Origin of the sequence: Mitsuaria sp. PDC51, from assembly GCF_900113225.1 — a bacterium.
In the GTDB taxonomy this organism is placed as follows: domain Bacteria; phylum Pseudomonadota; class Gammaproteobacteria; order Burkholderiales; family Burkholderiaceae_C; genus Roseateles.
Map to the genome: position 1 here is coordinate 137,510 of NZ_FOZE01000002.1, position 23,384 is coordinate 160,893.

The 23,384-nt window shown below is 69.6% G+C and carries 24 protein-coding genes and 1 tRNA gene; 8 read left to right on the forward strand and 17 right to left on the reverse strand.

The features are described 5' to 3' along the window. Positions 1 to 125: 125 nt before the first annotated feature. The 4 genes from BM393_RS12035 (at position 126) to BM393_RS12050 (ending at position 7,750) form a co-directional block, all read left to right on the forward strand. Entirely contained in the window at positions 126 to 1,319 is a 1,194-nt protein-coding gene (locus BM393_RS12035; RefSeq protein WP_091725736.1) for a VWA domain-containing protein, read from the forward strand. After that, on the forward strand, positions 1,316 to 3,247 hold the full coding sequence (locus BM393_RS12040) for an autotransporter assembly complex family protein (RefSeq protein WP_091725740.1): 1,932 nt from the start codon (positions 1,316 to 1,318) through the stop codon (positions 3,245 to 3,247). The genes BM393_RS12035 and BM393_RS12040 overlap by 4 nt, the downstream gene beginning before the upstream one ends. A gap of 4 nt (positions 3,248 to 3,251) precedes the next feature. Then, entirely contained in the window at positions 3,252 to 7,550 is a 4,299-nt protein-coding gene (locus tag BM393_RS12045; protein WP_091725744.1) for a translocation/assembly module TamB domain-containing protein, read from the forward strand. 125 nt (positions 7,551 to 7,675) lie between these two features. Then, positions 7,676 to 7,750 (forward strand) — tRNA-Arg (locus tag BM393_RS12050). 109 nt (positions 7,751 to 7,859) lie between these two features. On the opposite strand, the gene BM393_RS25260 is transcribed toward BM393_RS12050, so the two are convergent. Both BM393_RS25260 and BM393_RS12055 read right to left on the reverse strand, forming a co-directional pair. Further along, a complete protein-coding gene (locus BM393_RS25260; RefSeq protein ID WP_217648437.1) occupies positions 7,860 to 8,537 on the reverse strand; it encodes a hypothetical protein in 678 nt (225 codons plus the stop codon). A 417-nt stretch (positions 8,538 to 8,954) separates the two neighbouring features. Beyond that, positions 8,955 to 9,296: a cupin domain-containing protein gene (locus tag BM393_RS12055; RefSeq protein ID WP_091725747.1), complete on the reverse strand. Its 342-nt coding sequence runs from the start codon at positions 9,294 to 9,296 to the stop codon at positions 8,955 to 8,957. Between the two features lie 322 nt (positions 9,297 to 9,618). On the opposite strand from BM393_RS12055, the gene BM393_RS12060 reads away from it, so the two are divergent. Further along, positions 9,619 to 11,064, forward strand: coding sequence for a S41 family peptidase (locus tag BM393_RS12060; RefSeq protein WP_091725752.1), 1,446 nt, complete (start codon positions 9,619 to 9,621; stop codon positions 11,062 to 11,064). A 112-nt stretch (positions 11,065 to 11,176) separates the two neighbouring features. On the opposite strand, the gene tatC is transcribed toward BM393_RS12060, so the two are convergent. From tatC to argB, 12 genes are all read right to left on the reverse strand, one after another. Then, a complete protein-coding gene (tatC, locus tag BM393_RS12065) occupies positions 11,177 to 11,971 on the reverse strand; it encodes a twin-arginine translocase subunit TatC (protein WP_091725756.1) in 795 nt (264 codons plus the stop codon). Further along, on the reverse strand, positions 11,968 to 12,453 hold the full coding sequence (gene tatB / locus BM393_RS12070) for a Sec-independent protein translocase protein TatB (protein WP_091725760.1): 486 nt from the start codon (positions 12,451 to 12,453) through the stop codon (positions 11,968 to 11,970). The genes tatC and tatB overlap by 4 nt, the downstream gene beginning before the upstream one ends. 11 nt (positions 12,454 to 12,464) lie before the next feature. After that, positions 12,465 to 12,695 carry a Sec-independent protein translocase subunit TatA gene (gene tatA / locus BM393_RS12075; RefSeq protein ID WP_091725763.1) on the reverse strand — a complete coding sequence of 77 codons (231 nt, stop codon included), beginning with the start codon at positions 12,693 to 12,695 and terminating at the stop codon, positions 12,465 to 12,467. A 190-nt stretch (positions 12,696 to 12,885) separates the two neighbouring features. Further along, complete coding sequence (locus tag BM393_RS12080; protein ID WP_091725766.1) at positions 12,886 to 13,233, reverse strand: histidine triad nucleotide-binding protein; 348 nt, start codon at positions 13,231 to 13,233, stop codon at positions 12,886 to 12,888. 75 nt (positions 13,234 to 13,308) lie between these two features. Further along, the gene (locus BM393_RS12085; RefSeq protein ID WP_091725769.1) at positions 13,309 to 13,710 is read right to left on the reverse strand and encodes a hypothetical protein; all 402 of its coding nucleotides are present in this window, start codon (positions 13,708 to 13,710) and stop codon (positions 13,309 to 13,311) included. Beyond that, entirely contained in the window at positions 13,707 to 14,075 is a 369-nt protein-coding gene (locus tag BM393_RS12090; protein ID WP_091725772.1) for a phosphoribosyl-ATP diphosphatase, read from the reverse strand. The genes BM393_RS12085 and BM393_RS12090 overlap by 4 nt, the downstream gene beginning before the upstream one ends. A 5-nt stretch (positions 14,076 to 14,080) precedes the next feature. Then, positions 14,081 to 14,473, reverse strand: a complete 393-nt coding sequence (hisI, locus tag BM393_RS12095) for a phosphoribosyl-AMP cyclohydrolase (protein WP_091725777.1) — start codon at positions 14,471 to 14,473, stop codon at positions 14,081 to 14,083. Between the two features lie 46 nt (positions 14,474 to 14,519). Further along, positions 14,520 to 15,002, reverse strand: coding sequence for an NUDIX domain-containing protein (locus BM393_RS12100; protein ID WP_091725781.1), 483 nt, complete (start codon positions 15,000 to 15,002; stop codon positions 14,520 to 14,522). Then, entirely contained in the window at positions 14,995 to 15,948 is a 954-nt protein-coding gene (locus tag BM393_RS12105) for an ATP-binding protein (RefSeq protein ID WP_091725786.1), read from the reverse strand. Before BM393_RS12105 ends, BM393_RS12100 begins: the two co-directional genes overlap by 8 nt. A 56-nt stretch (positions 15,949 to 16,004) precedes the next feature. Further along, on the reverse strand, positions 16,005 to 16,643 hold the full coding sequence (gene slmA / locus BM393_RS12110; protein WP_091725790.1) for a nucleoid occlusion factor SlmA: 639 nt from the start codon (positions 16,641 to 16,643) through the stop codon (positions 16,005 to 16,007). Between the two features lie 155 nt (positions 16,644 to 16,798). After that, entirely contained in the window at positions 16,799 to 17,587 is a 789-nt protein-coding gene (locus BM393_RS12115; RefSeq protein ID WP_310732152.1) for a response regulator transcription factor, read from the reverse strand. A gap of 136 nt (positions 17,588 to 17,723) precedes the next feature. Then, on the reverse strand, positions 17,724 to 18,638 hold the full coding sequence (gene argB, locus BM393_RS12120; protein ID WP_091725796.1) for an acetylglutamate kinase: 915 nt from the start codon (positions 18,636 to 18,638) through the stop codon (positions 17,724 to 17,726). A 112-nt stretch (positions 18,639 to 18,750) separates the two neighbouring features. Here argB and BM393_RS12125 point away from each other — a divergent pair, with 112 nt between their 5' ends. From BM393_RS12125 to BM393_RS12135, 3 genes are read left to right on the forward strand one after another with little or no spacing between them, the layout of a single operon-like run. Next, a complete protein-coding gene (locus tag BM393_RS12125; protein WP_091725799.1) occupies positions 18,751 to 19,737 on the forward strand; it encodes a cation diffusion facilitator family transporter in 987 nt (328 codons plus the stop codon). Next, complete coding sequence (dtd, locus tag BM393_RS12130; RefSeq protein ID WP_091725803.1) at positions 19,734 to 20,171, forward strand: D-aminoacyl-tRNA deacylase; 438 nt, start codon at positions 19,734 to 19,736, stop codon at positions 20,169 to 20,171. The genes BM393_RS12125 and dtd overlap by 4 nt, the downstream gene beginning before the upstream one ends. A 51-nt stretch (positions 20,172 to 20,222) precedes the next feature. Continuing rightward, positions 20,223 to 20,606: a VOC family protein gene (locus tag BM393_RS12135; protein WP_091725807.1), complete on the forward strand. Its 384-nt coding sequence runs from the start codon at positions 20,223 to 20,225 to the stop codon at positions 20,604 to 20,606. 75 nt (positions 20,607 to 20,681) lie between these two features. Here the strand turns inward: BM393_RS12135 and BM393_RS12140 are convergent, their stop codons facing one another. The 3 genes from BM393_RS12140 to BM393_RS12150 form a co-directional block, all read right to left on the reverse strand. Continuing rightward, a complete protein-coding gene (locus BM393_RS12140; RefSeq protein ID WP_091725811.1) occupies positions 20,682 to 21,647 on the reverse strand; it encodes a tripartite tricarboxylate transporter substrate-binding protein in 966 nt (321 codons plus the stop codon). A gap of 139 nt (positions 21,648 to 21,786) precedes the next feature. Further along, complete coding sequence (locus BM393_RS12145; RefSeq protein WP_091725814.1) at positions 21,787 to 23,070, reverse strand: phenylacetate--CoA ligase family protein; 1,284 nt, start codon at positions 23,068 to 23,070, stop codon at positions 21,787 to 21,789. Next, on the reverse strand, positions 23,070 to 23,360 hold the full coding sequence (locus BM393_RS12150) for a hypothetical protein (protein WP_091725818.1): 291 nt from the start codon (positions 23,358 to 23,360) through the stop codon (positions 23,070 to 23,072). The genes BM393_RS12145 and BM393_RS12150 overlap by 1 nt, the downstream gene beginning before the upstream one ends. Between the last annotated feature and the right edge of the window lie 24 nt (positions 23,361 to 23,384).

The window sequence follows — 23,384 nt, forward strand, 5'->3', positions numbered from 1 at the left end:
ATCCCAACGTTGGAAGCTCCGCGGTCCCGCGGCCGCGGACCCGTGCGTGCCGCCGATGCTACGCCCGCGGACCGGTCAACCGGCATGGATAATGCCCGGATGCCCCGGAGTTCAGGGGGAGGCCCATGCTGATCCAGTTCTTCTACACGCTGCGCGCCGCCAAGCTGCCCGTCTCCGTCAAGGAGTACCTGACCCTGCTCGAAGCCATGAAGGCCGGCGTGCTCGACGACCGCGCCGAGGGCGGCAGCGGCCCGACGGTCGACAAGTTCTACGCGCTCGCCCGCACCGCGCTGGTCAAGGACGAGGCCCTGTTCGACAAGTTCGACCGTGCCTTCGCCGCCTACTTCAAGGGCGTGGAACTGATGGGCGACCTGTTCAAGGCGCTGCCCCAGGAATGGCTCACCAAGCAGCTCGAACGCGAGCTCACGCCCGAGCAGCTCGCCCAGCTCAAGGCCCTGGACTGGGACGAGCTGATGGACACGCTGCGCCAGCGCCTGGAGGAACAGCAGGAGCGCCATGAAGGCGGCAGCCGCTGGATCGGCACCGGCGGCACCAGCCCCTTCGGCAACGGCGGCGTCAACCCGCGCGGGGTCCGCATCGGCGGCCCGGGCGGCCAGCGCAGCGCGGTCAAGGTCTGGGAGCAGCGCGCCTACAAGGACTACGACGACGGCATCGAGCTGGGCACCCGCAACATCAAGGTCGCGCTGCGGCGGCTGCGCCGCTTCGCGCGCGAGGGCTCGGAGCTGGAGCTCGACCTGGACGACACCATCCACAAGACCGCCGCCAACGCCGGCATGCTGGACATCCGCATGATCCCGGAGCGCCACAACAAGGTGAAGCTGCTGCTGCTGATGGACGTCGGCGGCACGATGGACGAGCACGTGCATCGCGTCGAGGAACTCTTCTCCGCGGTCAAGAGCGAGTTCAAGCACCTGGAGTTCTTCTACTTCCACAACTGCGTCTACGACTTCGTCTGGAAGAACAACCGGCGACGCTTCAGCGAGAAGACCTCCACCTGGGACCTGATCCACAAGTACAACCGCGACTACAAGCTGATCTTCGTCGGCGACGCCACGATGAGCCCTTACGAGATCCTGCAGCCCGGCGGCAGCGTCGAATACAACAACGAGGAAGCCGGCGCCGAATGGCTGCAGCGGCTGACCAGCCACTTCACCAGGCACGTCTGGATCAACCCCGAGCCGGCCGGGGTCTGGCAGTACCGCCAGAGCATCTCGCTGATCCAGCAGCTGATGCAGCAACGCATGATGCCGCTCACGATGGGCGGCCTCGAACAGGCGATGCGCGTGCTCAACCGATGACGGCGACGCTACCGACGCCCTCGTTCCTCCGGCTTCTGCGGCGCCTGCTGCCGATCGTGGCGATCGGCGCGGCGGGCGCGATGCTGGGCGGCTGCTCGCTGCTGCCCACCGACCGCAAGGCCGAACTCAAGGTCGCCGCCACCGAGGGGCCGGACGAGGCCAATCCCAACGTCACGCGGCGCCGGATCTCCGCCTACGAGCTGACCGTGGAGGCGCCGCCGGAGCTGCGCGCGCTGCTGATGCAGCACCTGGACCTGGCGCGCTTCCGCGACACGCCCGAGGACATGCGCCTGACCGCCGCCGAGCTGCGCCGGCTCGCCGCCGTCGCGCCCGAGCAGGCGACCAAGCTGCTGGAGACCGCCGGCTACTTCAACGCCAAGGTCAGGACCGAGGAAGTGGGCGACCTGAACGACGGCGTGCGCAACCTGCGCCTGATCGTCGAGACCGGCCCGCGCGCGCTGGTGCGCCAGATGGACCTGCGCATCGAGGGGCCGCTCAAGATCGCCGCGGAGCGCGGCGACAAGATCGCCGGCGCGCTCGAACGCACGCTGACCCAGAGCTGGCTGCTGCAGCCGCAGACCGGCTTCAGCCAGGGCGACTGGGCGGCCGCCAAGAACGCGCTGCTGACCCGCGCCCGCGCGCAGGGGTATCCGCTGGCGCGGATGACGCACAGCGAGGCCGTCGTGCAGGCCGACGACAACCAGGTGGACATCGCCGTGACGCTGGAGACCGGGCCGCTGTTCACGCTGGGCGAGTTGACGGTCGAGGGCCTGAAACACCAGCCCGAGGACAGCGTGCGTCGCCTGGCCGGCTACAAGCTGCATCAGCCCTACAACGAGAAGCTGCTGCTCGACTTCCAGGAGCGGCTGCTGGGCACGCAGCTGTTCGACAGCGCCAGCGTCGAGATCCAGCCCGAGAGCGTCACGCCGCCGCCCGGCGCGGAGACGGTGGAGGTGCCGGTCACCGTCAAGATCCGCGAGGCGGCGCGCCAGCAGGTGACGCTGGGCGTCGGTTACCGGACCGTCGACGGCCCCAGCACCAGCATCGAATACACGCACCGCAAGCCCTTCGGCCTGAACATCCGCGAGCGCAGCAAGCTCGAGCTCTCGCGCGTGCGCCAGGCGCTGGACACCGAGATCAGCTCGCACCCGCAGCCCAACATGCAGCGCAGCCTGGCGCTGGTGAAGGTCGAGCGCATCGACGACAACGACCAGGTCAACCTCAACCTGAGCACCCGGCTCGGCTACGCCAAGGAGACCGAGCCCGAGGACCGGCTGACCTACATCGAGGTGCTGCGCGCCTGGGAGCACAAGCCCGACATCCCGACGACGGTGGCCGGCGCGGTCTCGCTGAACCAGCAGATGACCTGGCGCCGGCTGGACTCGCGGGTGCTGCCGACCAAGGGCTGGAGCGCGACGATGACGGTGGGCGGCGGCTGGGCCGACAGCTCGTCGGAAAAGAACGGGCCGTTCGCGCGCGCCACCGGCAAGGTGTTCTGGTACACGCCGCTGTCGGGCCGCTGGCTGTTCTCGACCCGGCTGGAAGGCGGCCAGATCCTCGCCAAGGGCAAGCTGGGCCTGCCCGAGGCGCTGCGCTTCCGCACCGGCGGCGACGACAGCGTGCGCGGCTACGGCTACAACGACCTCGGACCGGTCAACTCCACCGGCGCGCAGACCGGCGGCCGCGTGCTGCTCAACGGCAGCGTCGAGGTCTCGCATCCCCTCACGCCGCGCATCCCGCAGCTGATGGGCGCGCTCTTCCTCGACGCCGGCCAGGCCGCGCAGAACTGGGGCGACTACCACCCCGCCTGGGCCTACGGCACCGGCCTGCGCTACCGCAGCCCGGTCGGCGTGCTGCGCTTCGACTTCGCCAAGGGCAACCTGGTGGACAAGTGGCGCCTGCACTTCAGCGTGGCGATCAGCCTGTAATCCGATGAGCGATCCCCGCGACGACCTCCCGCCGCCCGCGCCCTCCGGCACGACGCCCGCTGCCGCGCCCGTGCCTGCTGGCCCCACCAACCCGACCGACGACGGCGACGCGGCCCGACGGCTGCGCCGTCGGCGACGCGGCCGCGGCCTGCTGTGGGTGCTGCTGGCCGTGCCGGTGCTGGTGGGCCTGCTGCTGCTGGCGCTGGTCTGGGCGCTGAAGACGGAAGGCGGCACGGCCTACGTGCTCGCGAAGGTGCCGGGGCTGACGCTGCAGCAGGCGCGTGGTCGCCTGCTGGGCGACTTCGACGTCGACCGCGCCGAGCTGGTGTTGCCCGGCACCGAGGACCGCATCGTCCTGGAGCAGCTGCAGTGGCGCAATGTGCGGCTGGCCTGGAACCGGTCGCCGCTGCTGTGGGGCGAGGTCCGGGCGGACCGGCTGGCCGTCGCGCGGCTGCGGGTGCAGATGGCGCCCAGCGCGTCGACCGAGCCGGCGAAGCCGCCGCTGAGCCTGCTGTCGCCGGTGGCCATCACGATCGCCGACCTCGAGATCGGCGAGCTCTTCGCGCCCGGCCTCGACCAGCCCCTGCGCGGCCTGCGCGGCAGCGCGGCGCTGGGCAGCGACGGCGGCCAGCAGCACGCGCTGACGGTCAGGTCGCTGGCCTGGCAAGGACTGACCCTCGCCGGCGAGGCCCGCATCGCGACGCGCGACGACCTGAAGCTCGCCAGCCGCTGGACGCTGAGCCAGCCCACCGGCGAGCTGCCGTGGACAGCGCCGTTCCAGCTGGACGGACCGCTCGCGGACCTGACACTGAAGGGATCGCTCGAGGCGGCGAAGCAGCGGCTGCAGGTGCAGGCGCGGCTGCAGGCCTTCGCGCCCTTCCCCGTCGCCCAGCTGCAGGCACGAGCGCAGGACCTGGACCTGGCCGCGCTGCTGCCCGGCACCGAAGGCGTGCCGCGCACCGGCCTGACCGGCCTGGTCACGATGACGCCGAACGCCGACCGGTCGCTGAGCGTCAAGGCCGACCTGGACAACGGCGCGGCCGGCCGCCTCGACCAGGATCGCCTGCCGCTGCGCGCGCTCCAACTGGACCTGTTGCTGGACCCGTCGAACTGGACCCGGCTGCGCCTGCCGCGGCTCGACGCGCAGCTGGCCGGCGGCGGTCGGCTGCAGGCCGTCGGCCAGACCAGCCAATCGGCCGGCAGTGCGCTGACGCTGCGCCTGACCGGCCTGGACAGCCGCCAGATCGATGCGCGATGGCCGCTGGTCCAGGCCCGCGGCGAATTGAAGCTGGGCACCCCGGCAAGCCTGGCCGCGCGGGGCGCCGACCCGGTCCTGACGGTCGAGGGCGACTTGGCCGGCGTGCTGGGACAGGGCAAGCTGCAAGCGCCGCTGGAGGTGACGCTGGCGGCCGAGCTCCGGCAGCGGTCCGTCGCGCTGCAGCGGCTGCAGGCCCGCTCCGGCCCGGCGACGCTGAAGGCCGAGGGCGAGTTCACCCTCAACGAGGCGCTTTCCCTCGCCGAGGGCTGGAAGACGCGGCTGGAGGCTTCGGTGCAGGGGCTGGATCCGCGCCGCCTGAGCGCGGAGCCGCTGGCTGAAGGCGCGCTGCCGCAGGCGCTCAACGGCCGCCTGCAGGCGACGCTGCAATCGGTGCGCGGCAGCCTCTGGCCGCAAGGCAAGGCCGAGTTCGACCTGCAGCCCAGCCAGTGGCAAGGCCTGCCGCTGAGCGGCCAGCTCCGCTACAGCCGCAACGGCGCGGCCGCGCCGGACCTGCTCGCCGACCTGAAACTGGCGGACGCGACGCTGCAGGCGCGCAGCCGCATCAACGCCTCGGCCCGCCGCGAACAGGTCGACCTCTCGATCGAGCTGAACGCGCCGAAGCTCGCCAGCCTGCAGCCGATGCTGCGTGCCCGCTTCCCGCAGGCGACGATCGTCGGCAGCGCCCAGGCGCAGGCCAGCGTCGTGCTGGTCCAGCCCGGCGCCCGCCAGGCGCAGTACGGCAGCGACGGCAAGTGGCAGCTGCAGGGCCTGGGCCTGTCCGGCGTGCCGGGCCTGCCGGCGAATTCCGGCAGCCGGCCGGCGCTGCAGCTCGACGCCGCCTCGGGCCAGTGGTCGCTGTCCAGCCTGAAGGACGCCCGCCTCGCCTGGACGACGCAACTCCGCCAATTGCGCCTGCCGCAGCAGAGCACGCGGCTGGACGACCTGCAGCTCGAGCTGTCAGGCAGTTGGGCCCAGCATCGCCTGACCTTGACCACGCAGGGCCAGGTCCCGCTGCCGCCGGTGCTGACGCAGCCCACCGCGACCAAGGTGGTCGCGCGCGCGCAGGCCGCGAGCGGCGCGGGCGGCACCCTCGCCCAGACCGTGCCGCTGGACCCGCAGGGCGCTCGCGCCCGGCTCGCACTCGACGGCGCGCTGGACACCGATCCGCTGCAGGCCTGGCGCCAGGGCGCGAACTGGCAGGCCCGCAACCTGGCGCTCGCGCTGGAAGCCAGCCAGCAGCCGACGCCGCTGCTCAAGGCCGGGCCGCTGGCACTGGCGCTGCGGCTCGACCGCGGCCTCGATCCGCGGCAGGCGGCGCTGGCGCCGGGGCGGATGGAGCTGCTCGGCGCCGGCCTGCGCTGGGACCGGATGAACTGGCAGAGCTCGTCGCGGTCCGACCTGCCCTCGGGCGAATGGGACGTGCAGGCCGCGCTGGAGCCGCTGGCCGCGGCGCCGGTGCTGAACAAGCTGCAGCCGGACTTCGGCTGGGGCGGCGACCTCCAGATCGAAGGCCGCTTCAAGTCGCGTCGCGACGCGCGCGGCCTGACGGTGGACGCAATGATCGAGCGCACCCGCGGCGACCTGACCGTCACCGACGAAGTCAGCACCCAGCGCCTGGGCTTGACCGACCTGCGCCTGGGCGTGATCGCCGACCAGGGCGTGTGGCACCTGGTGCAGGGCGTGGCCGGCGAGAACATGGGCGCCGTCGGCGGCGCCCTGAGCTTCCGCGCCGCCAACGCGCATGCCCTGCCGACGCCAGGCGCCAAGCTCGAAGGCGGCATCGAGGCCAAGGTCGACAACATGGGCAACTGGGGCCCGTGGCTGCCCGCCGGCTGGCGCCTGGGCGGCAGCCTCGCGGCGACGCTGAGCTTCGGCGGCACGCTGGGCGCGCCCGAGATCCGCGGTCAGGCCGGCGCGCAGAAGCTTTCGCTGCGCAATCCGCTGATGGGCGTGGACATGCAGCAGGGCGAGCTGGCGCTGACCATGAGCGGCCGCGAGGCCAGGCTGGAGAAGTTCAGCGCCCGGGCCGGCAACGGCACGGTGAACATGGACGGCACGCTGCGCTTCGGCGCCCAGCCCAGCGCCGAGCTCTCGCTGAAGGCGGACACCTTCGCGCTGCTGCAGCGCGTGGACCGACGCGTCGTCGCCACCGGCGCCGCGCAGCTCAAGGCCAGCGCGCAGCTGCTGGACCTGAAGGGCCAGTTCGTCGTCGTCGAGGGCCTCTTCGACTTCTCCCGTGGCGACGCGCCGCAGCTCGACAGCGACGTGCAGGTCGTGCGCCAGAGCGCGCCGCCCAAGGCGGTGGACGGCAGCGGCAAGCCGATGCGGCTCAAGCTGGACCTCGACCTGGACCTCGGCCGGCGGCTGCAGCTCAAGGGCTACGGCATCGACACGCGCCTGCGCGGCTTGCTGCATGTGGCGCAGGACGGCCAGCCAAGACCGCAGATGACCGGCGAGGTCCGCAGCGAAGGCGGCACCTTCAACGCCTACGGCCAGAAGCTGGTGGTGGAGCGCGGCGTGTTCAGCTTCGTCGGGCCGCTGGACAACCCGCGGCTGGACGTGCTGGCGATCCGCCCCGGCATGGAGAACGAGGACGTGCGCGTGGGCGTGACCGTGACCGGCACGGCCAACAGCCCGCGGATCCGGCTCTACTCCGAGCCCGACATGAGCGAGACCAACAAGCTGTCCTGGCTGGTGCTGGGCCGCTCGCCGGACAACCTCGGCCGCAGCGACACCGCGCTGATGCAGCGCGCCGCGATGGCGCTGATCAGCGGCGACGGCGAGAGCGCCAGCGACAAGCTGATCCACAACATCGGCCTGGACGAGCTGTCCTTCAGCGGCGAGGGCGACGACGCGCGGGGCACCGTCGTGCGGCTGGGCAAGCAGGTGAGCCGCAACGTCTTCGTCGCCTACGAGCGCGGGTTGAATGCGACCACCGGCTCCTGGCAGGTCATCTACAAGCTCGCGCAGCGCTTCACGCTGCGGGCGCAGGCCAGCGAATACCAGCAGGGGCTGGACGTGATCTGGCAGTGGAAGTGGGAGTAGCGGGGCTGTAGCAGGCCTGTAGCAGACCCGTGGCGCGGCCGAGGCCGAGCGGCCGCGTGCCAGGCGCTCCTTCCATGCGAGAATCCGCCGCTTTCGCGCAGCCGCCCGCCCGGGCGCTGCGTGGGCTCTCCGTAGTTCAATGGATAGAACGGCCGCCTCCTAAGCGGCAAATCTGGGTTCGATTCCCGGCGGAGGGACCATCGGGTTTGTCCACGCGGTTTCTCGCAAACCCTGACACTCCGCCTGACCCCACATTCGCCAGGAGTCAGTGCCCCACTCGCCCCGTACTCCCGGACCGGCCCGATGGCTTTACGGTTTTGAGGTCCACGCGGATACGGAGTTGGAACGGAACGCGGCCTCCATCCTCTTTGAGAGCACTAGCGCCTTTTCTCGCTGAGGCGAACCTTCCGGCCACTTTGAAAGCGCATAGCTCTCAAAGCTTCCGTCGCATATTCCGGTCTGCAAGCAGGCGGTGAAGGTTCGAAGATCGTTGGAGCGCTCCGCCTCCAGCGACGTGGCGTTGAAGGAGGCAAGCAATACTGCGCGACGGAATATTTCCGCGTCCTCGGGAGCTCTGAAGTCTTCACCTTGAAACCGCGGAAGGCCGGCCAATACCACTGCTGCCGATGCGAGTTGCCCTTGTTTGGCGAGTTCAACTAGCGCTTCGCCGGTCTTCGCATTGATATTGAAAAGATCGGCACGTGCCTTGTTGTAGCTCTTCGCATAGACATCGTCTTCGCGAGCGCGGTCTGCGGGGACCTCAAGACGAAAACTGCTGCAGCGGCTTTGGACCATTTGTTGCGCCTCAATGAACCGCGCTTGGAACGCCGCAGGATCCTTCCCGAGCTTATTGGCCCGCTGGTTGGCAATGTCCGGCAGGCTACTTCGAGCAACCCGGTTCGCCTCTCGGCACTGGAAAGTCACCTGATCCGAGTTGGCGAAAGAACCAGGTGCCGACAAGGCTTGCTGCTCGGTGACAAATGCCAACGGATCAGGGCTGGACATACCTCTTGCGAGCGCCCCCACACCCGGCGGCTGTGTTGGAGTCGGCAGACGTGCGGGGGACATATCCGTTGCCCTCGGATGAGACGCTGGAGAAGCCATTTCCGTTATCGCTGCAGTTCCTCCGAGCGATGGCGCGCGCAGACTAACTGGGTCACCGTCACCGCGATATGCCCAAAGGCCCAATGCGGCTGCGCAGGCCACCAGGATGAACGAAACATGGCTTCTCTTCATGGGGCGCAGTTGTTTTGCTCAGCTCGTGATGCAGGACTTCGGCCAGCTCAAGCCGATCCGCAAGAGCGCGAGTGGCCTGGTGCGAGTGGCCCGACAAGCGGCTGACCGCCGGAGGGACCACAGACGCCCCGCGCCGGTCTCGCATGGGTCTCGCGCCGCACCAACGATTCAGCGCTTCAGCACGATCGTCACCAGCGCCGACGCGTCCACGACGCCGGTCACGCCGTGCACCACCCCGCCCTCCAGATAACAGAGCTGCCCCGCGCGCAGGCGCTGGCGCTGCTCGGCGCCGTCGCGTAGCACGCTCAGTTCGAGCTCGCCTTCCAGGCAATGGAGCGTAATCTCCCCGTCCACCTTGTGCGGCGGCAGCGACTTGCCCCGCGGCAGCACCACCCGCATCACCTCCAGGCCCTCCGACTTGAACAGCGCGGAGGACGGCGTCCCGGACAAGGCGGCGCCAAGCGGCGCGACATCGATCGGCTGGGCGGGGGCGGCATGCGGCAAGGCCATGGCTCTGCTCCTGAAAGGCTGACGACGGCGGCGCGGGTACGCGCCGCGGCTGGCGATCGGGCCATCATGGCACCGACCGGCGCGACGCGCACCCCCGGCGCGGCCCTGCCCTGCCGGAAGTCATCGCCCCCCGTGACGAACGGGATCGGCAAAGCGCCAGGATTGCGCGCGGTACGCGTAAAAGCGGGGTAAACCGACTTTTCATGCCGGGCCGCCTTTTTGCCCGACGCATATACTGGGAACGCCTTTGTTCCGTCCCGCGCAACGGGGACGAACAAGCGGCGCCAAGCAGCCAGGCTGTACTGATTCAAGGTTTTTCATCATGGGCGCCAAACTGAAAGTCGCGGGCTGGGTCGCGTTGGGAGCGATGGCCGGGGTCATGACGACGATGCAGCTGCAGGCCAATGCGCGCAGCACGACCAGCCCCCTTCCGCTCGAGGAACTGCAGCAGCTCGCCGCCGTCTTCGGGATCGTGAAGTCCGACTACGTCGAATCCGTCGACGAGAAGAAGCTGATCAACGATGCCATTTCCGGCATGGTCAGCGGCCTGGACCCCCACTCCCAGTTCTTCGACAAGAAGAGCTTCAAGGAATTCCGCGAAAGCACCTCCGGCAAGTTCGTCGGTGTCGGCATCGAGATCGGCATGGAGGACGGCCTGGTCAAGATCGTCTCGCCGATCGAAGGCAGCCCCGCCTTCCGCGCCGGCCTCAAGAGCGGCGACCTGATCAGCAAGATCGACGACACCGCGGTCCGCGGCCTGACGCTCGACCAGGCGGTCAAGAAGATGCGCGGCGAACCCGCCACCAAGGTCACGCTGTCGATCTACCGCAAGTCGGAGAGCCGCACCTTCCCGATCACGATCACCCGCGAGGAAATCCGCGTCCAGAGCGTGCGCGCCAAGATGGTGGAGCCGGGCTACGCCTGGATCCGCGTCAGCCAGTTCCAGGACCGCACCGTCGAGGACTTCACCCAGAAGCTCGCCGACCTCTACAAGCAGGACCCCAAGATCAAGGGAGTCGTGCTGGACCTGCGCAACGACCCGGGCGGCCTGCTCGAAGGCGCCGTCGCCATCTCCGCGGCCTTCCTGCCCAAGGGCGTGGAAGTGGTGTCGACCAACGGCCAGCTCGCCGAATCCAAGGCCAGCTATCGCGCCGATCCCGACTTCTACGCCCGCCGCGGCTCCGGCGACCCGCTGCGCCGCCTGCCCGAGGCGCTCAAGAGCGTGCCCCTGGTGGTGCTGGTCAATGAAGGCTCCGCCTCGGCCAGCGAGATCGTCGCCGGCGCGCTGCAGGACCACAAGCGCGCGACGGTGATGGGCCTGCAGACCTTCGGCAAGGGCTCGGTGCAGACGGTGCGCCAGCTCGGCCCGGACACCGCGGTCAAGCTCACCACCGCCCGCTACTACACGCCCAGCGGCCGCTCGATCCAGGCCAAGGGCATCGTGCCGGACATCCCGCTGGACGAGACCGCCGAGGGCAACGTCTTCGCCGAGCTGCGCATGCGCGAGGCCGACCTCGAGAAGCACCTGCACAGCGCCGACGAGAAGACGGAAGAGGCGCGCTCGAAGGAACTCGAGAAGATCCGCGAGGAGCGCCGCCAGAAGCTCGAGGCCGACTACGCCAAGCGCGCCGAGCCGCCCAAGCCGCTGCCCGAGTTCGGCAGTAGCGAGGACTTCCCGCTGCGCCAGGCGCTGAACCAGCTGCAGGGCAAGCCGGTCGCGGTTTCCAAGGTGGCCCAGGAACGCAAGGCGGAAGCCAAGACGGAGTGAGCGACATCGGCCGGCGGCCGACGAGCCACCTTCCCGACCCCCCAATGAAAAACGCCCGGTGCAGTGCACCGGGCGTTCTTGTTTGGGGTCCTGGCTGAGGGCTCGTGCCGTCTCAACCGGCCGTCGTGCCCTTGTGTTCCTCGGTATCGTCCGGCGCCCGGGTGTAGCGGGCAAAGGCGCCGGCGGCCCACAGGCCCACTTCGTACAGCAGGCACATCGGAATCGCCAGCGCGAGCTGCGAGACGATGTCCGGCGGCGTGATCACGGCCGCGATGACGAAGGCCAGCACGATGAAGTAGCCGCGGAACTGCTTGAGCTGCGCCACCGTGACGATGCCCATGCGGGCCAGCACCACGACGACCACCGGCACCTCGAAGGCGGCGCCGAAGGCGATGAACATGTTCATCACGAAGCCCAGGTAGGCCTCGATGTCCGGCGCGGCGGTGATGCTCTTGGGCGCGAAGCTCTGGATGAAGGTGAAGACCTTGCCGAACACGAAGAAGTAGCAGAACGCCACCCCCGCGAAGAACAGCAGCGTGCTGGACACCACCAGCGGCATCACCAGCCGCTTCTCGTGCGAGTACAGGCCCGGCGCGACGAAGGCCCAGACCTGGTACAGCACCACCGGCAGCGCCAGCAGGAAGGCCGCCAGCAGCGTGATCTTCAGCGGCACGAGGAAGGGCGACAGCACGTTGGTCGCGATCATCGAACTGCCCTGCGGCAGGTGCGACACCAGCGGCACGGCCAGCAGGTCGAACAGGCCGCCGGGACCGGGCCAGGCGCACAGCAGGCCGAAGGCCACCCCGATCGCCAGCAGCGCCCGGATCAACCGGTCGCGCAGCTCCATGAGGTGGGACACAAAGGGCTGTTCGGTGCCGGCCAGTTCGTCTTCTTGGGGGCTGCTCATGAGGCTCGGCGAGGAGGACGGAAGCGCGCCACGCGGGCCGCGCCGGATTGGGCATGGCGTTTCACGCCCAGCCGCTGCTTGTACCAGAGCGGCGTGGCGCCCCGCTTCAGGCGCCAGTTCTTCTTCGGATGCGCGTAGACCGGGACCGGCGACGCGTAGCCGCCGATCGAGCCATCCGCCGACGTGCCGTCGACGGACAGGTCGGACCAGGTCGACTGCAGCGCCTGGTTGGCGGAATCCACCTGCTCCTGGACGCTGGCGTGCACGTCGCTGACGGCGGTCTCGAACTGGCCCTTCATCTTCTGGAGTTCCTCCAGTTCGATGGACCGGTTCACTTCCGCCTTCACGTCGGCGACGTAGCGCTGCGCCTTGCCCAGGAGCGTGCCCACCGTGCGGGCCACGCGCGGCAGGCGCTCAGGGCCGAGCACGACCAGCGCCACCGCGCCGATCAGGATCAGCTTGTCGAAGCCGAAATCGACCATGCGGGTCGTGCTCAGCTACGGGTCTTGGCGTCGACGTCGACGGTGTTCGGATCGGCCGCCTTGTTGGTGTTGGCCACCTGCTGCGGCGGCGCGTCGGACGAGGTGCCGTCCTTCATGCCGTCCTTGAAGCCCTTGACCGCGGCGCCCAGGTCGCCGCCCACGTTGCGCAGCTTCTTGGTGCCGAACACGGCGATGACGACCACCAGCACGATCAGCCAGTGCCAGATGCTCAAACTACCCATGACATTCTCCAGAGTCGGAAGTCGAAATTCTAAGGGGCGCTCATGACAGCCATACCGGCGATCTGCGCCCCTCCCTGCCCGCATCAGCGGCTTATGCGCCTCACCCTACCCGCTGGGCGAACGCAACCCCTCGTATATCGAGCGGTCGGCGCTGGCTTTCCGGGGCGGCCGCGGGCGAAGCGGGGGATGTTCAGCCCTTCGACCAGGGGCGAGGCCCGCCGATCGCATGCATGTGGAGGTGGAACACCTCCTGACCGCCGTCCGCCCCGGTGTTGACCACGGTGCGGAAGCCGTTGGTGACGCCCAGTTCCTTCATCAGCCGCGGCACCAGCACCGACATCTTGCCCAGCAGCGGCGCATGCTCGGGCTGCAGGTCGGCCATGCTGGCGATGTGCTGCTTGGGGATCAGCAGGAAATGCACCGGCGCCCACGGGTGGATGTCGTGGAAACCGATCAGGTCGTCGTCCTCGTAGACCTTCCTGGCGGGAATCTGGCCCTGGACGATCTTGCAGAAGATGCAGTTGGGGTCGTGGCTCATGGTGGCGGCGGGAGCGGCGGTCGGGAATTGCGGCGAACCGGAATCAGGCGGAGGGCGAGGCGGCGAGGCGCTGCCTCAGGTCGGCATCGGCCGGCGGTCGTTCATCGCCAGCCAGCCGCGCACGATGCGGTACAGGAACCAGATCGAGATCAGGCACCAGGCGATCCAGCCCGGGATGATGAACAGCAGCCACAGCGGGATCGTCACCACGTACAGGATCCCGCACCACAGCACGCTGCGCAGGCGCCAGGAGAAGTGGGTGGCCTGCCAGGTGCCGACGGCCTCGTCGCGCTTCACCAGGTCGACGATCACCGCGACGATCAGCAGCACGATGCTGGCCTGCACGCCGGGCAGCAGTGCGCCGATGGCGACGATCGCGTGCAGCACGTAGCTAATGATGCCGACGGTGCGCAGACTGGCCTCGCGCTGCGGATCCAGGGCAACGGACGGCGGTGGCGGATCGAACGACTCGGTCATGGGCGCTCCTGTGCTTGTCTGCTGGCGAATTCCTCGAGGCCGGACAGGCCTTCGCGGCGGGCGAGCTCGGCCAGCACCCGCTCGGGCCGCACGTCGAGCGCGGCCAGCGCCACGATCGAGTGGAACCACAGGTCGGCGACTTCGTAGACCAACTTGTCGGGCGCGCCGTCCTTGGCGGCGATCACGACCTCGGTCGCTTCCTCGCCCACCTTCTTGAGGATCTGGTCCAGGCCCTTGGCGAAGAGCCTGGCGACATAACTCTTGTCGGGATCGCCCTCGGCGCGGCGCTGCGCGACCACGTCGCCCAGGTGCGCGAGCACGTCCCGCGAGAGGGACGCGCCGGCGGCGGTGTTGTCGGTGCTCATCGCGCTCAGGCCTTGTAGATGGTGGCCGGGTCCTTGAGGACCGGCTCGACGGTGGTCCAGCGACCCTGCTCGAGCTTCTGGAAGAAGCAGCTGTGGCGGCCGGTGTGGCAGGCGATGCCGGGCTCATGGCCGTGCTGGGTGATGGTGAGCAGCACCACGTCGTTGTCGCAATCCAGGCGGATGCCGTGGACCTGCTGCACATGGCCGGACTCCTCGCCCTTGTGCCACAGCTTCTGGCGCGAGCGGCTCCAGTACACCGCTTCGCCACGCTCGGCGGTGCGGGCCAGCGCCTCACGGTTCATCCACGCGAACATCAGGATGTCGCCGGAGCCCTGCTCCTGCGCGATGACGGGCACCAGGCCGTCGCGGTCCCACTTGATCTGATCGAGCCAGTCCATCGCGGCAGTGTAGTCCGGCCCTGCCGACGCCGCCGGTCGCGCGCCCTCAGACGACATGGGTGAGCCCGACATGGAAGCGCTCCGCCGCGAACCACTGCAGCACCGGGATCGTGCCCGGCAGCACCGGCTGGACCTGCACCGGCAGGTGCTGCCAGCTCATGGCCTGGCCTTCGCGCATCTCGAACTCGCCGGTCCATTCGTAGACCTTGCAGAAGTGCAGCCGCACCTTGGCATGCGGGTACTCCATCAGCTCGATCTTCCAGGGATGGGCCGCGCCGATGGTGATGCCGAGTTCCTCGTGCAACTCGCGGCGCAGTGCCTGTTCCACCGTCTCGCCCGCCTCGAGCTTGCCGCCCGGGAACTCCCAGTAGCCGGCGTAGACCTTGCCCTCGGGGCGCGAGGTCAGCAGGAACTCGGTCTCCCGGCCGCCCGCCTCGCGGCGCACCAGCACGCCGACGGCAACGTCCACCGGCACACGGTCGGTGGCGGCGGACGGGCTGTGCGGATTGGCCTGTTGCGGCTCAGACATGGTCGAGGCCCTCCGGTGCGTCGCGGTCCGCGGTCGCAGCGACGGACGCGACCGGCGCCATGCCTTCATCGGCACCGCCGCGGCCGGCCAGGTCGCGGGCGAACTGGTAGGCGACGCGGCCCGAGCGCGAACCGCGCTCCAGCGCCCAGACCAGCGCCGGCTGGCGTGCCGCCTCGATGCGGGCGGCGTCCAGACCGAAGTGCGACAGCCACTGGGCGACGATCGCCAGGTACTCCTGCTGACTGAAGCTGTAGAAGCTGATCCACAGCCCGAAGCGCTCGCTCAGCGAAATCTTCTCCTCCACCGCCTCGCCCGGATGCACCTCGACGTTGCCGTCGCGCTCCGAGTGGGTGTAGCCGAGGTTGTCCTTCATCTGCTCGGGCAGCAGGTGGCGGCGGTTGCTGGTGGCGTAGATCAACAGGTTGTCGGTGGCGGCGGCGACCGAGCCGTCCAGCATCGACTTCAGCGCCTTGTAGCCGGCCTCGCCCTCGTCGAAGCTGAGGTCGTCGCAGAAGATCACGAAGCGCTCCGGCCGGTCGGCGACCAGGTCGGCCAAGTCCGGCAGGTCGACCAGGTCGGCCTTGTCGACCTCGATCAGGCGCAGCCCCTGGCCGGCGAACTCGTTCAGGCAGGCCTTGATCAGCGAGCTCTTGCCGGTGCCGCGCGCGCCGGTCAGCAGCACGTTGTTGGCGGGCTGGCCCTGCACGAACTGGCGGGTGTTGCGCAGCAGCCGCTCCTTCTGCGGCTCGACTTCCTTGAGGTCGGCCAGGCGGATCGTCGACAGGTGGCGCACCGGGTCGAGCCGCGCGCTCGCGCCGCGCTTGCGGTAACGGAAGGCGACCGCCGCCTCCCAGTCGGGCGGCGTCAGGGGCTGGGGCAGCACGGCCTCCAGGCGGCTCAGCAGCGCGTCGGCGCGCCGCAGCAGGGCATCAAGGGCGTCGGACATGGGGCCGAGTGTAGGGGCCGCGCCCCCGGTCGGCGGGCGCTGGGCGGCGGCCGGACTCAGGCGAGCATTCGCATTGCGGCATCCAACTGTTCGGTGGGAAGCCGCTTGAAGCCGGAGCGCGCATACCGCTGCAGCCGGCCAATGATGAAGCTCACCAGCACCGAGGCCTGCGCCTGGGCCTCGACCGTCGGGGTGCTCGAGCCCGAGGCCTCGGCCGCGGTGCGCAGCGCCTGGCGCAGCGAGGACTCGACCTTGTCGAAGAACTGGTTCATGCGCGCGACCAGACGCTCGTTCTCGTAGACCAGCGCGTCGCCGACCATCACGCGGGCCATGCCCGGGTTGCGTTCGCCGAACTGCAGCAGCACCGCGACGATGCGCTGCGCCTGGGCCAGGCCATCCGTCTCGCGCTCGGCGATCTGGTTGAGCAGCGAGAAGATGCTGGTCTCGATGAACTCGATGAGGCCCTCGAACATCTGGGCCTTGCTGGCGAAGTGCCGGTAGAGGGCGGCCTCGCTGACTTCCAGCCGCGCGGCCAGCGCGGCGGTGGTGACGCGCTCGGCCCCGGGCTGTTCCAGCATGCTGGCCAGCGTCTGCAGGATCTGCACCCGGCGCTCCCCTGGCTTGAGCCGCTTGCGTGGCAGCTCGGCCGGCTTGGCGGCGGCGGAGTCCGAGGTATCCGGGGGGCTGGTGTGCATGGGAGGGGCCGAAGTGTGCGGCGATTCTGGCACAGCCCGAACACCGCCTTGACGCCGATGCCGGACGCCGTACGGGCCGGCGGCCGGCGATCAGCGGCCCGACGGCACCCACGCGTGGTGCCGCTGCGCTGGCCGCGGGCGCGGCCCCGGTCCGGTCAGTCGCGCAGCCAGCCCAGGCGCCGCGCCTCGTAGATGGCCTCGACCTTGGAGCGCACCTGCAGCTTGCGGTAGGTGCGTTTCACGTAAGTCATGATCGTGTGCGGCGACACATTCATGAACTGCGCGATCTCGTCGAAGGTGAAACCCTTGGCGGCCAGGTGCAGCACCCGCGATTCCTGCTCGGACAGGGCCACGACCTGCTCGTCGACCAGCGGCATCGGGGCCGACTCGCCGAAGCCGCGCGGATGGGCGCCCGCGCCCTGCGGCGCCAGGCGCAGCAGCAGGCGGCGCGCGATCACCGGCGAGATCGGGCTGCCGCCCGCGCGCAGCGAGCGCAGCTGGCCGGGCAGGTCCAGCGCCAGCGAGTCCTTGAGCAGGTAGCCGGTCGCGCCGGCCTCGATGCTCGAGAGCACATGCTGCTCGTCGCCGAAGACCGAGATGACCATCACCTCGCACTCCGGCGCGACATGCGCGGCATGGCGGATCAGTTCGATCCCGCTGCCGCCGGGCAGGTCGAGGTCGACCAGCAACACGTCGGGACGCGTCTGGTCGAACATCTTCCGCCCCTGCTGGAGATCGGTGGCCATGCCCACCAGACGGATGTCCGGCGCTTTTTCCAGGGCATGGGCGAACGCTTCGCGGAAGCGAAGCTGATCTTCGACGATCAAGACGCTGAACAGTGACATGCAATCCCTCACGGCTATGGAGCCGCTGCGGGGCGCATTCTGGGATGTCGCGTCTTTCAGCGGCAATCCCCAGCTTGCAGTGGTATGACCTTCGACCATCCCCGACTCCTGAGCGTTACGCGAGGGCAAAGCACGCTCCCGGAAACGACCGAGCCCCCTCGTTCGGAGGGGGCTCGGTGGGGAATTTCGCCCCTCTGGGGGAGCGCCGGGGACGCCCCCGGGGCACGAACTCAGCTCAATGCGAGCGGATCATCGTGCCGTAGGCCTGCTCGGAGAGGATCTCCAGCAGCATCGCGTGGGGCACGCGGCCGTCGATGATGTGCACCGCCTTGACGCCGCTGCGGGCCGCGTCCAGCGCCGAGGCGATCTTGGGCAGCATGCCGCCGGACAGCGTGCCGTCGGCGAAGAGCTCGTCGATCTCGCGGGCCGACAGGTCGGTCAGCAGCTTGCCCTGCTTGTCGAGCACGCCGGGGGTGTTGGTCAGCAGCACCAGCTTCTCGGCCTTGAGCACCTCGGCCAGCTTGCCGGCGACGACGTCGGCGTTGATGTTGTAGCTCTCGTTGCTCTCGCCGAAGCCGATCGGGCTGATCACCGGGATGAACTGGTCGTCCTGCAGCGCCTTCACGACGCTGGGGTCGATCGCGACGATGTCGCCGACCGAGCCCACGTCGTGCTCCTTGGCCGGATCGTCCTTGTCGATCAGCTTGAGCTTCTTGGCGCGGATCATGCCGCCGTCGCGGCCGGTCAGGCCCACGGCCTTGCCGCCGGCGACGTTGATCAGGCCGACGATGTCCTGCTGCACCTCGCCGGCCAGCACCCATTCGACGACGCTCATCGTCTCCTCGTCGGTGACGCGCATGCCCTGGATGAAGTGGCCCTTCTTGCCGAGCTTGTTGAGCGCGTCCTCGATCTGCGGACCGCCGCCGTGCACCACCACCGGGTTCAGGCCGACCAGCTTGAGCAGTACCACGTCCTCGGCGAAGTCCTGCTGCAGCGCCGGATCGGTCATCGCGTTGCCGCCGTACTTGATGACGATGGTCTTGCCGTGGTACTTGCGGATGTAGGGCAGCGCCTGGGACAGCAGCTCCGCCTTGTCGCGCGGCGGGATGTGGCTGAGGTCGGCGTCGTGGACGGGCGGGGTGTTGCTCATGGTGCTGTCCGGATGAGGCGGAAGGGGTGGCGGATGGGGTCGCGGGGCGGACCCTCCAGGGAGGGCGCGCAAGTCGAACGGGCGCCATTCTAGGACCGGCAAAATCGACGCCATGCAAGTGCAGCAATACCTGAAGCTCTCGGTCCTCGTGGCAGTGCTGACCATCGCCCTGAAGACGGCCGCCTGGTGGTGGACGGGCTCGGTGGGCCTGCTGTCGGACGCGCTCGAATCGGGGGTGAACCTGGCCGGCGCGCTCTTCGGCCTGGCGATGGTGACCATCGCCCGCCGTCCGCCCGACGAGGACCACCCCTTCGGCCACCACAAGGCGGAGTACTTCTCCAGCGCCTTCGAGGGCGCGCTGATCCTGGTGGCCGCGCTGGGGATCGGCTGGGCCGCGATCGAGCGGCTGCGCACGCCGCAGCCGCTGGAGGCGCTGGGCGTCGGCATGGTGCTGTCGCTGGTGAGCACCGCGATCAACGGCGCGCTGGCCTGGAAGATGCTGCGGGCGGCGCGGGAGCACCGCTCGATCGCGCTGGAAGCCGACGCGCGCCACCTCTTCACCGATGTCTGGACCTCGGTCGGCGTCGTGGCCGGGCTGGTCGGCGTGCTGCTCACCGGCTGGACCTGGCTGGATCCGGTGCTGGCCATCCTGGTGGCGCTGAACATCCTGCGCGAGGCGATGCACCTGATGTGGCGCTCCACCGCCGGCCTGATGGACATGGCGCTCGAACCCGAGGACCAGCAGGCGATCTCCGCCGTGCTGAAGGGCTTCGCGTCGCCGGAGCTGCGCTTCGACCATGTCGCCACTCGCGTGGCCGGGCAGCGCCGCTATGTCGATTTCCACCTGCACGTGCCGGCGCGCTGGACGCTGGGCGAGGCCGCGAAGCTGCGCGGCGAGGTCGAGCGGGCGCTGATGCGCGCGCTGCCCGGCATCCGCGCCAGCATCCAATTGCTGCCGGTGAATGTCGAGACGCGCTTCGCCGAGCAGGCCGCGCGGGAGGCCCAGGTCCAGGCCCAGGCGCAGGAGGACACCCCGAAGGACGCCCCCGGCGCCCCCTCCCCCCTCACCCCGCCCACCCCCAAGGAAGGACAGGCATGATCGCGCTGCTCCAACGCGTGAAGGAAGCCCGGGTCGATGTCGGCGACCGCTGCACCGGACGCATCGGGCCGGGCCTGCTGCTGCTGGTCTGCGCCGAGCCGCAGGACAACGAGGCGGTGGCCGACAAGCTGCTGCAGAAGATCCTGAAGCTGCGCATCTTCAGCGACGAGGCCGGCAAGATGAACCGCAGCCTGCAGGACGTGGGCGGCGGGCTGCTGGTCGTCTCGCAGTTCACGCTGGCGGCCGACACCTCCGGCGGGAACCGGCCCAGCTTCACCGGCGCCGCGCCCGCCGAGCTCGGCCGCCGGCTCTACGAGCACCTGGTGCGCTCGGCCCGGGCGCAGCATCCGGTCGTGCACACTGGCGAATTCGGCGCCGACATGCAGGTCAGCCTGGTCAACGACGGGCCGGTGACCATTCCGATGCGGATGTGACAGACCTCCGAGCGACGACTTGAACGACCACCCGATGAAGGGGAGCCAACGATGATCAGCTACGTGACCTTGGGCAGCAACGACCGCCGCGCGGCCAAGGCCTTCTACGACGCGGTGCTCGCGCCGCTGGGCCTCAAGCCCGGCTACGCGGACGACGAGATGGTCGGCTACGGCCCCGAGGGCGGCGAGACCCAGCTGTGGATCGTGCAGCCCTTCAACGGCCTGGACGCGACCGCCGGCAACGGCACGATGCTGGGACTGGCCGCCTCGACGCGGGCCCAGGTCGACGCGGTCCACGCGGCGGCGCTGGCCGGCGGCGGCCGGGATGAAGGCCGTCCCGGCCTGCGCGAGAGCTACGGGCCCAACTTCTACGCGGCCTACTTCCGCGACCTGGACGGCAACAAGCTGTCGGTGGTGTGCCGCTCGCCGGCGTGACCCGGCGCCCGCCGCAATGAAAAAGCCCGCCAGGAGGCGGGCTTGCGGGGCGATCAGCCGGCGATCAATCGGCAATCAGTCAGCGTACTGGCCGGCCGCCTTGATGACCGGGGTCCACTTGTGGATCTCGGCCTCGACGAACTTCTTGTGCTCGGCCGGGTTCACGCGGTTGTCGGTCACGATCACCGCGCCCAGCGCTTCCTCGCGCTTGTGGAAGTCGGCATCCTTGAGCGCCGTCTTCAGCGCGGCGTTGATCTTCTCCAGCACCGCCTTGGGCGTCCCCTTGGGCGCGTACATGCCGTGCCAGATCGACACGTTGAAGCCCTTCACGCCGGATTCGTCCAGCGTCGGCAGCTTGGCCAGCGAGCCGCCCAGGCGCTTGGACGTCGAGACCGCGAAGGCCTTGACCTTGCCGCCGTCGATCTGCGAGGTGGTGTTGGTGGTCTGGTCGCACATGATGTCGACCTGGCCGCCGATCAGGTCGGTCATGGCCGGGCCGGTGCCCTTGTAGGGGACGGTGGTCATGTCGATCTTGATCGTGCTCATGTAGAGCAGGCCGCACAGGTGCGAGGCCGACCCCAGGCCCGCGTTGGCCAGGTTGATCTTGCCCTGGTTGGCGTGAAGCCACTTCTGCAGCTCGGCGTAGTTGTTGGCCGGCAGGTTCGGGCGCGAGATCAGCGTCATCGGCACTTCGTTGATCAGGCCGAGGTACTCGAAGTCGTCCAGGGTCTTGTACTGCAGGTTGCGGTACAGGGCCGGCGCGGTCGACATGCCGATGTGGTGCAGCAGCAGGGTGTAGCCGTCCGGCGCGGCCTTGGACACCTTGGTGGCGCCCAGCGTGCCGCCGGCGCCGCCGACGTTCTCGATCACGATGGTCGCGTTCAGCGGCTTGCGCAGCGCCTCGGCCAGGTCGCGGGCGACCTTGTCGGTCGGGCCGCCGGCGGCGAACGGAACGACGATGGTCACCGGCTTGTCGGGATATTCGGCCCAGGCGGCGCCGACGCTCAGCAACGCGACACAGGCGAGCAAGGTCTTCTTCATGGCTGTCTCTTCCTCGATGGAGGTGTGGGTGATGGCGCGGATGCTAGGTCGCCGCCCTTCCCTGCAACCTTCGGAAACTACGTAAGCCGGCCTCCTGCGGGGCCCGGGGCCCGGGCATCTGCCGCGAAACAGCGGGAAATCAGTCGAACTTGCGCAGGTCCTCGATGACTTTTCCGTCGTTGGGCAGCGCGCCGGCGGCGACGAAGGCCACCTCGCCACGCAGCTTGGTCACCTCGCGCAAGGCGACGGCCAGCTGGTCCGCCAGGCCCTCGGGGACGGCGCCGTCGGTCTCCACCCGCAGCGTCATCCGGTCCTGCGCCATCTCCCCCTCGACGACCAGCCGCCCGCGCCGCGCCTGCGGGAAGCGCCGCAGCACCTCGGCGACCTGGCCGGCATGCACGAACATGCCCCGCACCTTGGCGCTCTGGTCGGCGCGCCCCATCCAGCCCTTGATGCGCAGGTTGGTGCGCCCGGTCGGGCAGCTGCCCGGCAGCACCGCCGACAGGTCGCCGGTGCCGAAGCGGATCAGCGGGTAATCCGGGTTGAGGGTGGTGACGACGACCTCGCCGACCTCGCCCTCGGGCACGGGGTCGCCGGTGCCGGGGCGGACGATCTCGACGATGACGCCTTCATCCACGACCAGGCCCTGGCGGGCCGAGGTCTCGTAGGCGATCAGGCCCAGGTCGGCGGTGGCGTAGCACTGGAAGCCGGTCACGCCGCGCTCCACGCACCAGTCGCGCAGCGCGGCGGGGAAGGCCTCGCCGCTGACCAGCGCCTTGCGCACCGACAGCGGCTGGCCCTGCTCGGCCGCCTTGTCGAGCAGGATCTTAAGGAAGCTGGGCGTGCCGACGTAGGCATGGGGCCGCAGCTCGGCCATCGCCTGCAGCTGCAGCTCGGTGTTGCCGACGCCGCCGGCGAAGACCGTGCAGCCCAGCGCCTCGGCGCCGCCTTCCATCATGGCGCCGGCGGGGGTGAGGTGGTAGCTGAAGGAGTTGTGAACCAGGTCGCCGGCGCGCAGCCCGGCCGCGTGCAGCGCGCGTCCGACGCGCCAGTAGTCGCGGCCCAGGCCCTCGGGCTCGTAGATCGTGCCCGGCGACTGGAACACGCGGCGCGCGCCGGTGTCGCGCTTCAGGCCGCGCCAGCCGATGGTCGAGAAGCCGCCGAAGGGCTCGAAGGCGCCGCGCCCGCCGTCGGCGCGCACCGCCTGCTGGCGCGCCAGCAACTCCGACTTGCGCGTCACCGGCAGCCGGGCCAGCGCGGCGCGGCTGCGGACCTGGTCGGGCTCGACCTCGGCCAGCAGCGCGGCGAAGGCCTCGGTGTGCTGCCGCGCGTTGGCGACCTGGTGCGGCAGCGCCGCCATCAGGGCGGCCTCGCGGAGCGCGGGATCGCGGGCCTCGAGGGTGTCGTAGAACTCCGCGGCCATCACTCGTCCGCCCATTGCGCGAGCCGGCGCTTGAGGTCGTCCTGGAGCTTGCGCACCTCGGCGGCGCTGCGGCAGGCGCGGGTCTCCCAGTCGGGGCTGCGCATCGGCTTCTTCGCCAGTTGCGCGCTGATCTGGCCGTCCCCGGCCGACAGCCGGAGGACCTCGCTGCCCTCGAAGCTCCAGCTGTCGCCGCGCTCGATGAGCTGGCGCAGGTCGCGCAGCGCGCGGCGGAGCTGCACGAGCGCCTCCTCGACCTTGAACGGCGGTGGCGCGAAGAAGTCGTTGTCCATGAACTGCTCTCCCTTGGATCTCCG

Bases quoted from the DNA above. Each gene is read 5' to 3' on its own strand.
- BM393_RS12090 (WP_091725772.1), bottom strand. From the start codon at position 14,075: ATGAGCACCGACAACACCGCCGCCGGCGCGTCCCTCTCGCGGGACGTG.
- argB (WP_091725796.1), bottom strand. From the start codon at position 18,638: ATGAGCAACACCCCGCCCGTCCACGACGCCGACCTCAGCCACATCCCG.
- BM393_RS12125 (WP_091725799.1), top strand. From the start codon at position 18,751: ATGCAAGTGCAGCAATACCTGAAGCTCTCGGTCCTCGTGGCAGTGCTG.
- tatA (WP_091725763.1), bottom strand. From the start codon at position 12,695: ATGGGTAGTTTGAGCATCTGGCACTGGCTGATCGTGCTGGTGGTCGTC.
- BM393_RS12055 (WP_091725747.1), bottom strand. From the start codon at position 9,296: ATGGCCTTGCCGCATGCCGCCCCCGCCCAGCCGATCGATGTCGCGCCG.
- BM393_RS12035 (WP_091725736.1), top strand. From the start codon at position 126: ATGCTGATCCAGTTCTTCTACACGCTGCGCGCCGCCAAGCTGCCCGTC.
- BM393_RS12080 (WP_091725766.1), bottom strand. From the start codon at position 13,233: ATGAGCCACGACCCCAACTGCATCTTCTGCAAGATCGTCCAGGGCCAG.
- slmA (WP_091725790.1), bottom strand. From the start codon at position 16,643: ATGCACACCAGCCCCCCGGATACCTCGGACTCCGCCGCCGCCAAGCCG.
- tatC (WP_091725756.1), bottom strand. From the start codon at position 11,971: ATGAGCAGCCCCCAAGAAGACGAACTGGCCGGCACCGAACAGCCCTTT.
- BM393_RS12085 (WP_091725769.1), bottom strand. From the start codon at position 13,710: ATGACCGAGTCGTTCGATCCGCCACCGCCGTCCGTTGCCCTGGATCCG.
- BM393_RS12135 (WP_091725807.1), top strand. From the start codon at position 20,223: ATGATCAGCTACGTGACCTTGGGCAGCAACGACCGCCGCGCGGCCAAG.
- BM393_RS12140 (WP_091725811.1), bottom strand. From the start codon at position 21,647: ATGAAGAAGACCTTGCTCGCCTGTGTCGCGTTGCTGAGCGTCGGCGCC.
- BM393_RS12105 (WP_091725786.1), bottom strand. From the start codon at position 15,948: ATGTCCGACGCCCTTGATGCCCTGCTGCGGCGCGCCGACGCGCTGCTG.
- tatB (WP_091725760.1), bottom strand. From the start codon at position 12,453: ATGGTCGATTTCGGCTTCGACAAGCTGATCCTGATCGGCGCGGTGGCG.
- BM393_RS12115 (WP_310732152.1), bottom strand. From the start codon at position 17,587: ATGGTCGAAGGTCATACCACTGCAAGCTGGGGATTGCCGCTGAAAGAC.
- BM393_RS12045 (WP_091725744.1), top strand. From the start codon at position 3,252: ATGAGCGATCCCCGCGACGACCTCCCGCCGCCCGCGCCCTCCGGCACG.
- hisI (WP_091725777.1), bottom strand. From the start codon at position 14,473: ATGGACTGGCTCGATCAGATCAAGTGGGACCGCGACGGCCTGGTGCCC.
- BM393_RS12040 (WP_091725740.1), top strand. From the start codon at position 1,316: ATGACGGCGACGCTACCGACGCCCTCGTTCCTCCGGCTTCTGCGGCGC.
- BM393_RS12145 (WP_091725814.1), bottom strand. From the start codon at position 23,070: ATGGCCGCGGAGTTCTACGACACCCTCGAGGCCCGCGATCCCGCGCTC.
- BM393_RS12100 (WP_091725781.1), bottom strand. From the start codon at position 15,002: ATGTCTGAGCCGCAACAGGCCAATCCGCACAGCCCGTCCGCCGCCACC.
- BM393_RS12060 (WP_091725752.1), top strand. From the start codon at position 9,619: ATGGGCGCCAAACTGAAAGTCGCGGGCTGGGTCGCGTTGGGAGCGATG.
- BM393_RS12150 (WP_091725818.1), bottom strand. From the start codon at position 23,360: ATGGACAACGACTTCTTCGCGCCACCGCCGTTCAAGGTCGAGGAGGCG.
- dtd (WP_091725803.1), top strand. From the start codon at position 19,734: ATGATCGCGCTGCTCCAACGCGTGAAGGAAGCCCGGGTCGATGTCGGC.